12 protein-coding genes are annotated in these 13401 nt (G+C 54.9%); 7 read left to right on the top strand and 5 right to left on the bottom strand.

Translation table 11 applies throughout. The features are described from left to right. The first annotated feature begins 4 nt into the window (after positions 1-4). From dnaN to QFZ34_RS15155, 3 genes are all read left to right on the top strand, one after another. Entirely contained in the window at positions 5-1123 is a 1119-nt protein-coding gene (gene dnaN, locus QFZ34_RS15165) for a DNA polymerase III subunit beta (RefSeq protein ID WP_115051396.1), read from the top strand. 17 nt (positions 1124-1140) lie between these two features. Beyond that, positions 1141-2304, top strand: coding sequence for a DNA replication/repair protein RecF (gene recF, locus QFZ34_RS15160; RefSeq protein ID WP_307282420.1), 1164 nt, complete (start codon positions 1141-1143; stop codon positions 2302-2304). A gap of 158 nt (positions 2305-2462) precedes the next feature. Next, positions 2463-4124 carry an L-lactate permease gene (locus QFZ34_RS15155; RefSeq protein ID WP_307282418.1) on the top strand — a complete coding sequence of 554 codons (1662 nt, stop codon included), beginning with the start codon at positions 2463-2465 and terminating at the stop codon, positions 4122-4124. A gap of 59 nt (positions 4125-4183) precedes the next feature. Here the strand turns inward: QFZ34_RS15155 and QFZ34_RS15150 are convergent, their stop codons facing one another. Together QFZ34_RS15150 and QFZ34_RS15145 are read right to left on the bottom strand one after the other, a co-directional pair. Beyond that, a complete protein-coding gene (locus tag QFZ34_RS15150; protein WP_307282417.1) occupies positions 4184-4597 on the bottom strand; it encodes a pyridoxamine 5'-phosphate oxidase family protein in 414 nt (137 codons plus the stop codon). Between the two features lie 109 nt (positions 4598-4706). After that, the gene (locus tag QFZ34_RS15145) at positions 4707-4925 is read right to left on the bottom strand and encodes a hypervirulence associated TUDOR domain-containing protein (RefSeq protein ID WP_307282415.1); all 219 of its coding nucleotides are present in this window, start codon (positions 4923-4925) and stop codon (positions 4707-4709) included. Between the two features lie 134 nt (positions 4926-5059). Here QFZ34_RS15145 and QFZ34_RS15140 point away from each other — a divergent pair, with 134 nt between their 5' ends. Together QFZ34_RS15140 and QFZ34_RS15135 are read left to right on the top strand one after the other, a co-directional pair. Continuing rightward, entirely contained in the window at positions 5060-5506 is a 447-nt protein-coding gene (locus QFZ34_RS15140; RefSeq protein ID WP_307282413.1) for an SRPBCC family protein, read from the top strand. Continuing rightward, positions 5493-5822 (top strand): ArsR/SmtB family transcription factor, encoded by a 330-nt coding sequence (locus QFZ34_RS15135; protein WP_307282411.1) that lies wholly within the window; start codon positions 5493-5495, stop codon positions 5820-5822. The genes QFZ34_RS15140 and QFZ34_RS15135 overlap by 14 nt, the downstream gene beginning before the upstream one ends. Here QFZ34_RS15135 and QFZ34_RS15130 read toward each other — a convergent pair. Further along, positions 5799-6413 (bottom strand): TetR/AcrR family transcriptional regulator, encoded by a 615-nt coding sequence (locus QFZ34_RS15130; protein ID WP_115051402.1) that lies wholly within the window; start codon positions 6411-6413, stop codon positions 5799-5801. The genes QFZ34_RS15135 and QFZ34_RS15130 overlap by 24 nt on opposite strands. Before the next feature lie 115 nt (positions 6414-6528). Between QFZ34_RS15130 and QFZ34_RS15125 the strand changes: the two genes are divergently transcribed. Beyond that, entirely contained in the window at positions 6529-7734 is a 1206-nt protein-coding gene (locus tag QFZ34_RS15125) for an MFS transporter (RefSeq protein WP_115051403.1), read from the top strand. A 154-nt stretch (positions 7735-7888) separates the two neighbouring features. After that, a complete protein-coding gene (locus QFZ34_RS15120; RefSeq protein WP_307282406.1) occupies positions 7889-10627 on the top strand; it encodes an autotransporter family protein in 2739 nt (912 codons plus the stop codon). A 268-nt stretch (positions 10628-10895) separates the two neighbouring features. Here QFZ34_RS15120 and QFZ34_RS15115 read toward each other — a convergent pair whose 3' ends face one another. Further along, the gene (locus tag QFZ34_RS15115) at positions 10896-12047 is read right to left on the bottom strand and encodes a DUF2778 domain-containing protein (protein WP_307282405.1); all 1152 of its coding nucleotides are present in this window, start codon (positions 12045-12047) and stop codon (positions 10896-10898) included. A 205-nt stretch (positions 12048-12252) separates the two neighbouring features. Continuing rightward, the gene (locus tag QFZ34_RS15110; RefSeq protein ID WP_307282403.1) at positions 12253-13179 is read right to left on the bottom strand and encodes an adenylate/guanylate cyclase domain-containing protein; all 927 of its coding nucleotides are present in this window, start codon (positions 13177-13179) and stop codon (positions 12253-12255) included. Positions 13180-13401 lie beyond the last annotated feature (222 nt).

Here is a 13401-nt window from a genome sequence, read left to right as displayed (position 1 = left end):
TATCATGCGTGTAACTCTTGAACGTTCCAACCTTTTGAAGTCGCTCAACCATGTCCACCGCGTGGTCGAACGGCGCAACACTATTCCGATCCTGTCGAACGTTCTTCTCCATGCCGACGGGGCCAGCCTGGCTCTGAAAGCAACTGATCTTGACCTTGAAGTGACCGAAGCGACTGCGGCACAGATCGAGCAGGCGGGCGCCACCACCGTTCCGGCGCATCTGCTTTACGATATTGTCCGCAAATTGCCCGATGGTGCGGAAGTCATGCTCGCAACCAATGCGGATGGCAATTCCATGGCCGTGACGTCCGGTCGCTCAAGCTTTCGTCTCCAGTGCCTACCGCAATCGGATTTCCCTGAGCTTACAGCCGGTACCTTCACCCATACATTCCGGCTGCCGTCGAGCGCCATCAAAGGCTTGATCGACCGTACGCAGTTTGCAATATCCACCGAAGAAACCCGCTATTATCTCAATGGCATCTATTTCCATACCATTGAAAGCGACGGCACACTGAAGCTCCGCGCTGTTGCAACGGACGGGCACCGTCTTGCCCGGGCCGAGCTTGAGGCTCCCGCCGGTAGTGAGGGCATGCCTGGCATCATCATTCCGCGCAAGACCGTGGCTGAATTGCAAAAACTCGTCGACGATCCCGATGTTGTGGTGACGGTTGAATTATCGGAAACCAAAATTCGCTTCACGATTGGCTCCGTTGTTCTTACATCCAAGCTGATCGATGGCACATTCCCGGATTATCAGCGCGTTATTCCATCAGGCAACGACAAGAAGCTCACAATTGACAGGCAGAGCTTCGCCGCCGCCGTTGACCGCGTTTCGACAATTTCGAGCGAACGCGGTCGCGCCGTCAAACTGACGATCGCCGAAGGTCAGGTTACGCTTACGGTTAATAATCCGGACTCTGGCAGTGCCACTGACGAGCTGGCGGCAGACTATGATTCAGATGCTATCGAGATTGGTTTTAATGCCAAATATCTCCTCGATATCACGGCCCAGCTGACGGGATCCGAAGCGATCTTCATGCTCGCCGATGCTGGCTCACCAACATTGGTGCGTGATACGGGCGATGAGAATGCGCTTTATGTGCTCATGCCGATGCGGGTCTAGCTGCACCTTGCAGTCTCATGGCCGATGATCCCCCTATGGACGCGGGCAAGCCAGCCCGCGTTTCGATCAGCAGGCTGAAGCTCAGAAATTTCCGCAATTATGAAAGCCTGTCCTTACGGCTGGCGCCTTCGCATGTGGTGTTGACGGGCGAAAATGGTGCAGGCAAGACCAATTTGCTTGAAGCCGTTTCGTTTCTGTCTCCAGGTCGGGGTCTGCGCCGCGCGACCTATACCGATGTCACCCGCAACAATGCAATTGATGGCTTTGCCATTCATGCGTCTATCGACACAACCGAAGGTACGGTCGATGTTGGAACAGGCTTGGCCGGAAATGCACCAGGCGATACGGCCCGCCGCGTCCGCGTTAATGGCGTAACGGCCACCAGCGCAGACGATCTTCTCGACTATTCACGCATTCTCTGGCTCGTCCCCGCCATGGATGGGTTGTTTACCGGCCCTGCCGGTGACAGGCGGCGTTTTCTGGATCGCATGGTCCTTGCCATCGATCCGGCCCACGGCAAGCGTGTTCTAGACTATGAAAAGTCGATGCGAAGCCGTAACCGCCTGCTTACAGAGGAGCGTGCCAACGCTTCATGGCTTGATGCGATCGAGACGCCCATGGCGGAACTTGGCATCGCTATTGCTGCGGCGCGTGCGGAATTGATGCGCCTCATCAATGGCATGATAGAGCGAATGCCTGACGACACCCCCTTCCCCAAGGCTGACTGCCTGCTTGAGGGCGAGCTGGAACAGCGCATTGGCATAGAGTCCGCGACGGATGTGGAAGAAACATTCCGCCGCGCGCTGCATGATGGCCGCTCGCGTGACCGGGCAGCGGGGCGCACGCTTGACGGACCGCATCGGTCCGACCTGCTCGTGCGCCATCGGCCCAAATCCATGCCTGCGGAACTTTGCTCTACCGGTGAACAAAAAGCACTGCTGATAGGATTGATCCTTTCCCATGCTCGCCTCACTGGCGAACTTGCAGGGATGGCTCCGATCCTGCTGCTTGATGAAATTGCGGCCCATCTGGACGAAGGGCGCCGGGCGGCGCTCTTTGACATTATCGAAGAGCTGGGAGGTCAGGCTTTCATGACTGGCACGGACCAGGCACTGTTTAAAAGCCTTGAAGGACGTGCGCAGTTTTTCGATGTGTCGCATGGCGAGGTAACTGGCGTCTAAATAGCGCTACACCACATCATTTGCAGCCCATGGTGCAATATCAAGTGGATTAATGCCCTCTACATCCCATGACTTACAAGTTGCGCTTGCAATATCTCCTGATCACGTAACTACTAAGCGAATCTGACACATATATTAATGATGGGAGAGCATTCATTATGTGGAATCAGGTTTACAATCCCTTCAACAATGCTGTTCTGTCGACGCTTGCCGCAGCTGTACCTGTCGTCATTCTGCTTGCGCTGATAGCGTCAAACAAGGTCAAAGTGCATCTGGCGGCGATTATTGCGCTTATCGCTGCCAATCTGGTTGCGATCTATATTTTCACCATGCCTGCTGATCTGTCCCTGCGCGCTTCGCTTTTGGGGGTCATCACCGGCTTTTTCCCGATCGGCTGGATCGTTCTCAATGTCATTTTTCTCTACCGGCTAACGGTTGAGAAAGGTGTCTTCGAGACCTTGCAGAACACGATTGGCGGCGTGACGCGCGACAGGCGCCTGCAAATCCTGCTTATCGCCTTTTCGTTCGGGGCCTTTTTTGAAGGCGCATCCGGCTTCGGCACGCCGGTCGCTGTCACGGCGGCCATTCTCATCGGCCTCGGTTTCTCGCCGCTCGCGGCATCCGGTCTATCGTTGATCGCCAATACCGCTCCTGTTGCCTATGGCGCTCTTGGTACCCCGATAGCCGGTCTTTCGAGCGTGACGGGGATCGATCCATTTTTGCTCGGCGCGATGGTCGGGCGGCAATTGCCATTCTTTTCGGTGATTATTCCATTCTGGGTGGTGTGGGCCTTTGCGGGCTACAAGGGTATGAAGGAAGTTTGGCCCGCCATTCTAGTCACCGGCCTGTCCTTCGCCATCCCGCAATTCCTGATTTCCAACTATGTTAATCCATGGATCGTTGATATTGGCGCTTCGTTGATTTCGATGGCCTGTCTAATTGGCTTCCTGCGCATCTGGCAGCCAAAGGTCATCTGGACATCGACAGCCTTGCGTATCCGCGATGATTCCGCCAGCCAGGTACCGCCGGTCAAACAGACAAAGAAAGAGCCGACGAGAGCGGAAGTCTGGGCTTCCTTGACACCATGGATCATTGTCTGCGCCGTGCTTTTGGTGTGGGGCACTGACTGGTTCAAAGGCATGGTCAACCCGTGGGCCACCTGGAGCTATCCCGTACCCGGTCTTAATGAGCAGATCATGAAGGTCGCGCCAATTGCCGCAACGCCGACACCGGAAAAAGCCGTATTCGCCTTCACATGGCTCTCTTATACGGGTTCGGGCATGTTGATTGCGGCGATCATTTCCGGCTTTCTCATGGGCTATACGCCGGGCGAGCTTGTCCGCAGCTATGGACGCACACTCAAGCTCTGCTCCTATTCACTCATTACCATTTCCGCCATGCTGGCAATCGGCACGCTCACACGGCTGTCCGGCATAGATGCTACCCTCGGGCTGGCTTTTGCGACAACCGGCGTTCTCTACCCGTTCTTCGGCACGTTGCTTGGTTGGCTCGGGGTGGCGCTCACAGGCTCCGATACCGCATCCAATGTGCTGTTCGGCAATCTGCAGAAAATTACTTCCGAGCAACTTGGCCTATCACCAATCCTCATGGGTGCAGCCAATTCATCCGGCGGCGTCATGGGCAAGATGATCGACGCTCAATCCATTGTTGTCGCCTCCACGGCGACCAATTGGTACGGGCATGAAGGAACAATCCTGCGCTTCGTCTTCAAGCACTCGATTGTACTGGCCTGTCTCGTTGGCATCCTCGTCATGCTACAGGCCTATGTCTTCACCTGGATGATCGTGACACCGCCTTGATTGATCGATAATGGCATAACAAAAGGCGCTGCTTACGGCAGCGCCTTTTGTTGGAAGCATCAGATTTTTATTTCGCCCTCTTCCATGCCATCCCAATAATGAGCGCGCTCAGCGCTAACCCTTATCATCGCCATTCCTTTTGTATCGACACCGTCCTTGAACCAATCATCGAGATCCGGTGTCCAATGTTCCTCAAATTTCTTCTTGTCTTTGATGATCTCGGCTTTCCCTTCGAGAGAAATGGAAAATGCCTTTTCACCTTGAAAAGTCAGAGCCACCTTGGGATTTCCCTGGATATCTGAAACCATGTGAGAGTCATCCCAAGTGAAAAAGTAGGAATCCCCATCATATTCGACATCACGATTATTGCTCATGGGGCGTCCTGCAATTGCCCCGTTTTTGGCATGGGTCATCAGCATGCAAATATCGATGTCACGCATCTTCTCTGCCAGATAGGAAATGTTCTTGCTCATGGTTTTCTCCCTTTTATCGTGAAAGGGCAACGCGCTAAGGGTCATTTGGTTCAGCTTGAAACCAATTTTCGGTTTGTTGCCTTGCCATATCAATTTAGAGCCTTGTCTATTACTCAGCAGGCTTCAGTTCCGACCCGCTTTTGAGAACCTTGTCGCCATTTTCCTGTTCGATCAGATAGGCAGGATCTTCCTTGGAAGCTTTGCGTGTTACCTCCGCGCCTTTTATTTTCCGCGTCACCTTGCTCGTGAACGTATGAACAATTTTACCGCTGCCGGTACCATTGCCCCAATTCCATTCAACCGTGTTGCCATTATAGAATTTCGTCATAGTTCTTCCTGTCGATCTCTAAAGACATATTAATCAGGAAAATTCCCATCTGCCTATTCAAACCAGAACCGCAACTTTTTGGTTGCATTTCTTTTCTTGATCTGCCAGATTAAAAGCAACCAGGAGGTTGCATAATGTCTGACCGCATTGAAAAGAACATTGAACTGAATGCGCCTGTCGAAAAGGTTTGGCGCGCGCTCACCGATCATCTCGCATTTGGCGAATGGTTTCGTGTCAAGCTTGATGGGCCCTTTGTTCCCGGTAAGGTTTCCACTGGCCATATTACCTATCCGGGCTATGAACATGTGAAGTGGCACGCGACGGTGAAAGCTATGGACGCGCCTCGTCTGTTCAGTTTTACGTGGCACCCCCACGCAATTGATCCCGATGTGGATTATTCAGATGAGACACCGACCTTGGTCGAGTTTCGCTTGCAGCCTTCGGCCAAGGGAACGCGGTTGACCGTCACCGAGTCCGGATTTGACGCCCTGCCCGCCCATCGCCGCGACGAAGCTCTGCGCTCAAATGACGGCGGTTGGGATGAACAGATAATGAATATCAAGACCTATGTTGAACGATAGCCATCTTCCCGATCCCGCACCTTTATTTGCGGCCTTGGGTGATCGAACCCGCCTGTCGCTGCTGACCAAGCTCAGCGACGGCCAAACTCGTTCAATTGCGGGCCTTTCTTCGGATGCGCAGATTACCCGTCAGGCTGTCACCAAGCATCTCAAGGTTCTTGAGGACGCTGGATTGGTGATCAGCACAAAGGTGGGTCGGGAGAGCCATTTTGCGTTCCGGCCGGAGCCGATCAAAGATATTCGTGCTTATCTTGATGGCGTTTCCCGGCAATGGGATGATGCTTTGGAACGCTTAAGAGTGTTTGTCGAGCGCTGAGGGTTTTGGCAATAATCCATCCAGCAACTGCCGGATGGCCTTGACTGCCTTGCGCAACGTGGCTTCCGGCTCTGTGGAATTCGCGACCCAAAGCGAAGCGTGGGTTAGCGCTCCATTGAGAATGCGGGCCATTGCTTCCGGCTCGACATCCCTTATCGCCCCCTCATCACGAAGTTGCGTCAGGCTGTCGGTCATGGAGCGAATACAGCTATTTGTTGTTGGCCAGTTTGCCGGGTCGCCCAGAACGGCAGGCCCATCCAACAATACAATACGCTGTATTTCCGGCTCGATCGCCATTTCGACATAGGCCACGCATTCATCGACATAGCCCTGCCAGCGGTTGGTTGCTTTCTCATTGACCTTGATCAAGCGATCATTCATCTCCGCATCGATCTGTTTGATAACAGCTTCGAGCAATCCCTTTTTGTCTCCAAAATGGTGATAGAGCGCCCCGCGGGTAAGCCCCGCCGAAGAGGTGAAATCGTCCATTGATGCGTCCGCATAGCCCACTGTACCAAAGGCGTGCCGGGCAGAAGCCAATAGTTTTGCTCGGGTTTCGACGATCATTTCACTGCGCGGCTTATGGGCCATCAAATTTCCTTTCACATACGCAACGTATATTAGTTGACATACGCGGCGTATGCAACTATTTCATTTATATACGTCGCGTATGTAAATGGCGGCTGTTCAACAAAGGATGTCTTTCATGGCCAATCCATATAAAGAAATTTTCGCTGCGCCGGGAAGCGTCGCTTTCTCGGCATCCGGTTTCATCGCCCGCCTGCCACTCGGCATGGTAACGCTCGGCATTGTCACCATGCTATCGCAGACTCACGGCACCTATTGGCTTGCCGGCGCAGTCTCCGCGACATTCGCATTGTCCAATGCGCTCATTGCGCCGCAGGTATCGCGTCTTATGGACCGTTTCGGTCAAAGCCGCGTTCTGCCGATTTCGTCCCTTATCACAATCGCTGCGCTCGCCGGACTTATGCTGGCCGCTCACTACCGCACCCCCGACTGGACATTGTTCCTGTTCGCCATGCTCGCCGGCTTCATGCCCAGCATGACGGCACTCGTTCGTGCACGCTGGACGGAAATTTATCGCGATACACCAAAGTTGCGCACAGCCTTTGCCTTTGAGTCGGTCGTTGACGAGGTGATCTATATGGTTGGCCCGATCATCGCCATCGGCTTCAGTGTTGCTCTTTTCCCGCAAGCTGGACCTCTTGCCGCAACTTTGCTTCTCGCTGTCGGGAGTGCACTGTTCGTTGCACAGAAATCCACTGAACCCGCCATCCATCCGCAGGACCGCACAGACAACGCCTCGGTAATCCGCCTGCCATCGCTGCAAATTATCGCTATCACACTGGCAGCTATCGGAGCGCTGTTCGGTACGGCCGAAGTCACCGCCATCGCCTTTGCCGAAGGGCAGGGCCAGAAGGCCGCCGCCGGTATTGCGCTTGCGAGCTACGCCGCAGGTTCGCTCATTGTTGGCCTCGTCTTTGGTGCTCTAAAGCTCCAGATGCCTTTGGCAAAACAGTTCCTGCTGGCAATCGGCCTTGCCATGCTGACGACGCTGCCCCTGCTCATCGTTGAGGGCATTGGCGGCCTCTCTATTGCTCTTTTTCTGGCAGGCGCTGCGGTATCCCCAACCATTATCATCTCCATGGGCCTGATCGAGCGTATCGTTCCAGCGGCGAAACTGACCGAAGGCATCACATGGGCAATGACGGGCGTCATGATCGGCATGGCGCTAGGCTCTTCCCTTTCAGGCTGGGTAATTGACGAATATGGCGCAAGCCGCGGTTTCTATGTTTCGGTAGGCGCTGGCGTGCTTGCATTCGTCGCCGCCTTTGCCTTCTGCCTCAGATACGGCCCCAAGCCGCAGGTACAGCTAAAAACAGCTGTTTGACAGCCAGCATCACAAAGAAACCAGCAGAGATGTTCGCACCTCTGCCGGTTTTATTAAGTTAATCTGCAACTCTTCAATAAAATGGCTTGTCTACACCTAAAGTATTACCTAACTTCCGCATCGAGTTCACTACATCGCACTTGGGGGGAAGTAGATGGTTCTGGATTTTCTGCGCGGCAAACCTGTGTTGTGCAATGGATTACACAGGACGATACTAACCGGCATCCTTCTTGCCTCAACTACATCAACATTTGGGCTTCTCGCATTCTCCGGCGTTGCGCAAGCAGCCTGCGATCTTACGCCGACAGCTGGCGACAGCACCTATGTCTGCGATAGCGGCGTCAGCACCGGCCTCACCGATAATACCGGCAACAATACGCTTACCATGCCTGCGGGTGGCAGCGGCGCGGTCAATGGAAGCATTGTTTTTGGCGCAGGCGCCGACAATGTGACAATTGGCTCCGGCACAATTACCGGCAATGTCCAGCAGGGCAGCGGCATAGACAATTTCAGTATGACTGGCGGCTCTGTCGGCTCCCTCAACCAGGGTGACAATCTCGATACCTTCTTCATGTCGGGCGGACATATCATCGATGCCTTTGATGACGGCGACCGGGCAATCATGACTGGCGGTCGCATCGGGCGCGTCAACATGAAGCTCGATGACAATCTGTTCGATATGTCCGGCGGTGTCATTGACCGCAATCTTGTTACTGGCTTCGGCAACGACACGATCATACTGTCCAACGGAACGATCGGCGGCAATATCAGCGTGAGCGGCGGCACTGACAGCGTTACAGTTACAGGCGGCAGCGTCGGCGGTAGCATCCTTCTCAGTTTCGGCACTGACACATTCAACTGGGACAGTGGCGGTATTATCTATGGAGCGATTGATCTAGGCGGCGACAATGACGTTGCCACACTCACCAATCTGACCGCTGCAAATATTGGCGCGACGACACAGGTTACGGGCGGCGCAGGCAGCGACGCATTGACCTTCAGCAATGTCGCTGCAGACAATGTTTCGCGGTTTCAAAATTGGGAAAACATCGCTGCGACCAATGACACCGAGCTTACTTTCAACGGCGCCTTGACACTGGGCGATGCGGGTACGCAGACGGGCAACCTCTCGGTTGATTCAACCAGCACTATATTTGGCGGCGGCGCAAACTCAGCCGTTGCATCCTTCGTGGCTGGCCAGTTCGTCAATGTAGCCAATGCAGGCCGCATTGATCTGACCAATGGCACCGGCACAAGTGACAGCTTCCGCATTACCGGTAATTATACCGGTAATGGTGGGCTGCTGTTTCTAGACACTGTGCTTGGCGATGACAGTTCAGCTTCCGATAAGCTCACCATTGACGGCGGCGTTGCTTCCGGTACGACTGGCATCAGCGTTATCAATAATGGCGGCACCGGCGCCAGCACGACGCAAGACGGCATTCTTCTGGTAGAAACCGTCAATGGTGCAACGACCACCAGCAATACATTTGCGCTCAACAATGCTGTCGCGGCAGGTGCCTATGAATATTACCTCTTCAAGGGCGGCATCAGCGACGGCAGCGAACAAAACTGGTATCTGCGCTCCACGCTGGTAAGCTCCCCTGAGCCACCTGCCCCGGCTCCGGCACCCTCGCCAGTTGATCCTGGCCCGGTCGTCGAGCCGCAACCGCCGGAAGTATCTCCGCCACCGCCGCCACCACAGCAAGAGCCAGCGCCACCTTTGCCGGTAAATCCGGACGACCCGAATCCGGTCGATCCCTCGCCGCCTGTGCAGCCGGGAGACATAGCACCGGTCGCGCCTCCACCACCGGCGGAAGCGGCAGCGCCAACACCGCCGCCATCCGCACCGCCTATACCCGGAAATCCGGCGCCGGTGCCCGGGGCTGGTTCAGCCCCGCCGACGCCTGGTGCAACCCGCGTCCTCGGCGATATTGTGTCTCTATACCGCATCGAAGTGCCAACCTATTCGGCAGCAATTCCAGCACTGCGGCAGACAGCCTTTGCAACGCTCAGCACATTCCACGAGCGGCGCGGCGCTCAGGAAATTCTTGCTCCGGGCGAGATCGGTTCAGCCGCATGGGCCCATGTCTTTGGCGAAGACGTCGAACAGGGTTGGGGCGGCACCGTTTCCCCGACCATCGATGGTACGCTCTGGGGCGTACAGGCAGGACTCGACATTCTGCGCTATGAGAGCGAGAGCGGCCATAAGGATACAGCCGGGCTATTCTACGGCTTTGCTTCGCTTGATGCCGATATTCGGGGACAAGCACTTGGTTGGAACAATCTGAAGACCGGCAAGATGGATACGGACACCCACAGCGCCGGTACTTATTGGACCCATATCGGCCCCACAAACTGGTATGTCGATGCCGTTGTCATGGGAAGCTGGTTTAGCGGCACCGCCCGTTCTGATCGGGGCGTTGGCGTTGACGTGGAAGGCAATGGCGTAACGGCATCGCTGGAGGGTGGTTATCCGTTCAAGCTCAGTGATAATTGGGTTTTGGAGCCGCAGGCGCAGATCATCTGGCAGCATATCTCCCTGGACGATCAGGAGGATGAGTTTTCTGATATCGCCTTCGATGCCGATGATGGCTGGACAGGCCGTGTCGGCGCAAGGCTGCAAGGCAATTATCAGACATCATCCGGTCTGTTCCAACCTTATGTGAAGGCCAATCTCTGGCATTCGTTCAAAACCAAGGACAGCGTGAAGTTTGGCGGCGATGATATTGTCACGGAAGGTGAAAACACCTCGCTGGAACTTGGCGGTGGTATCGTTCACAGTTTCAACAAATCGGTCAGCGCTTTCGCTGTGGCTGACTATACGTTTGATATTGATGGCGACAAACGTGAGGTCTTCGAAGGCAATATTGGCCTTAAAGTAAGCTGGTAGGCGGTCATACCGCCTGGAGTATCTTGCGTTTGACCAGTAAATGGATAGTGCGTGCTTCGACAAGCTCGGCATGAGGAATGTAGAGACTGGCAGGGAGCCTAGTCTGAGACGTTGCAAGTAGACACTGCAATCCACTTCTTTCCTCACGCTTAGCTTGTCGAAGCACGCACAACATCCATGCAAAATTACTGAGTTTGCAAAACATTTGGAGCAATTGCAGCGAGAGCGTCAGCGGTTTTGCGTCAGGAATTGCGCAAGACCAACGGCTTTACCGTGACGCAACACTTGTGGATCCGCCAGGCAAACGGGCGACCACGACCAATTGTGTAATTTCGCCACGTTTGAAAGCGGCAAGGAAGCGCTTGTAGTCCTTGAACACAAGGCAACCATTGGAATCGCCGCGCTTGCCCAGCATGTAAGTGTGAGCCAGCAAGCCATCGCGCCCGAAAATCTTGCTCGGGTCGACCGGGTTGAGCCGGATTGCTTCCACTCCATGGAATAGGGCTTCCCGCATGGTCAGCTTATAGGTATGTGGCGGCGTCGCACCGCGCATTTTCTTATGCACGAAGCGTGGGTCGTCTAGCATTGGCCCCAGACCCGAATGTGCTTCAAGACGCTCCCCACTCGGCATATAGACCGTCTTCTGCTCGATACTGTAGATCGCCGTTCGAGCGCGAGCCGTAATAACAGGAGCGGGCTTGTAGCTCGGCGCCATATCCTGAATGTTGTTTTCCTGCGGCGCGTAAGCCATGACTTGCGCGTCGCGCTTTGCCGCATCCGCAAGCCGCTTTGGCTTCATGCCGGGCAATGGAACTTCCGTCTCGACATCAGTCTCCGCCAGAACAAGGCTGAATGGTTCTTGCGGCGACGTGCCAAGGGCTGGACCGGGCTCCTGCAAGGCGACGATTTCGGCAGGTGCAGGCGCGTCCAGAGAACTATAGGATCGGACAGGCGTATAGATTGACGAAACCTGCATTGTATCAAGCCCTGCAGCCCGCGCATCGAACGCATCTGCCTCAAGCGGCGGCTTTGCTGCCACCACCACCTTCGGCTTGGGCGGGGTAATGACAATGACTTCGCCGTTCTTCCCGATAACCGAGCCTTCATCCATGTCACTGACCTGCCAGCCAGTCCGGTTCAACTCCGGCACACGCGGGAACTTTGGTGCGCTTGGATTGGCATCATAGGCAACATGTTGCATGGCATGCCCGGAAAATGGGCTAAAAGCCTGGCCACCGGCACTTGCCGAAACGTGGGGGATAAAGGCGCGCTGCAGGCTGACGACAGCGGCAACCGCACTCAGTGATCCAACGACCCCGAAACCGGCAAGAATAGCCGCGGAAAGGAAGCCGCGCGCCGGCTGACGGCCCTTTTTGGCTTCAGGCTTGGCGCCCCCGACCGTCTTGACTGCAAACGCCATGATACAAGCTTCCCGAACTCTTACTCGATACATATCAGCGCCCCGCAAAATCACTGCTTACAAGGCAGGATTGAGGCCGAGGGCAAAACATGCGCCCATGGCAGGTACTGATGAGAACAGAGAATGAAGAAACTTGGTTACCAAGTGGTTGATGGGGAGAAAATTCAGTCTGAAGTCCTTCTTCGCTCCCGGTGCAAGCCGGTAATCAACCGCCAGCACTGCGGCGATAGCGCATGACCCAACGAATACCTCCAATAACTGCTATGGCGAGTAATGGCCATGCCGCCCAGAATCTCCCTTCCCAGGAAATCATGTTGATGCCCGCTATTGTCAGTCCGATGACCACAAGAGCGGCAATAAAGCGATCAATGCGCTCCGCCGTTTTAGCCCAGCGCAGCCCCCATATTGCTGCCAACACAAGAAGCGGCCAGCGCGACCAGAAGGTGCCGTCCCATGAGAGAAAATTGATGCCGACCAGTCCGATGGCAATGATCGCAAGCAAAGCCAGGCTTGTGCTTTTAGATGCTGCGGCCGTCGCGCCTGTTCTGGTCAAATCAGCTCTGTACCCGTCATTTACTGCAGGAGTAACAGGCTGCGCCTGCTTTGTGTCTTCACCAATCCGCACCGCATAGCTGAGAACGCCACCCTCAATATTCTTGACCTGAAGTTGCCCGAGGCATTCAAATCCGACCGCCAGTTTGTTGCGAACCTGATCATAGACCGTATTGGATATAACGATGCCGCCAGCAGAAGCCGATGCCTGCAAGCGCGCAGCAACATTCACGCCGTCCCCGTAAATATCGTCGCCTTCTGCAATCACATCGCCAAGATTGATGCCGATACGAAACAGCATGCGGGTTTCATCCGGACGGTCGGCATTATAACCGGCAAGTTCCGTTTGCACATCGAGGGCAGCGCGCACCGCCTCCACGACGCTGGAAAACTCCGCGATCAACCCATCGCCCCAAGTGTTGATGACCCGGCCGTAATGTGCCTCAATCAGCCTGCTCATCGCTTCCCTGTAAAGCTTGAGCGTGTCAAGCGTGCCTTCTTCGTCAGCGCGCATCATGCGCGTATAATCCTGCACATCTGCGGAAAAGATCGTGGTCAGCTTGCGGCGCGTTTCGGGCATGGCATCCGTTCTCCCCCGGCTCTTGCCTTGCTTTTGCGGCGAGAAACCCTCGCGACTGAGTTGGAGAATATAGTTTCAAACCGTTTGTGGGAAGGACTGTTCTGCTCTTTCACTCCCCTTGATGTTAAACACCAAAAATACTCATCGCGTCGCTGGCTTGCCTAATTCGCCGTCCGACCTTAAATCAATCTGTGAAGGACGACCTTCACGCGATAATGCGCT

This window comes from Phyllobacterium ifriqiyense (assembly GCF_030817885.1).
Lineage (GTDB): Bacteria > Pseudomonadota > Alphaproteobacteria > Rhizobiales > Rhizobiaceae > Phyllobacterium > Phyllobacterium ifriqiyense.
Note: the sequence above shows the minus strand (reverse complement) of the source record. Positions and strands in the feature narration are given on the sequence as shown.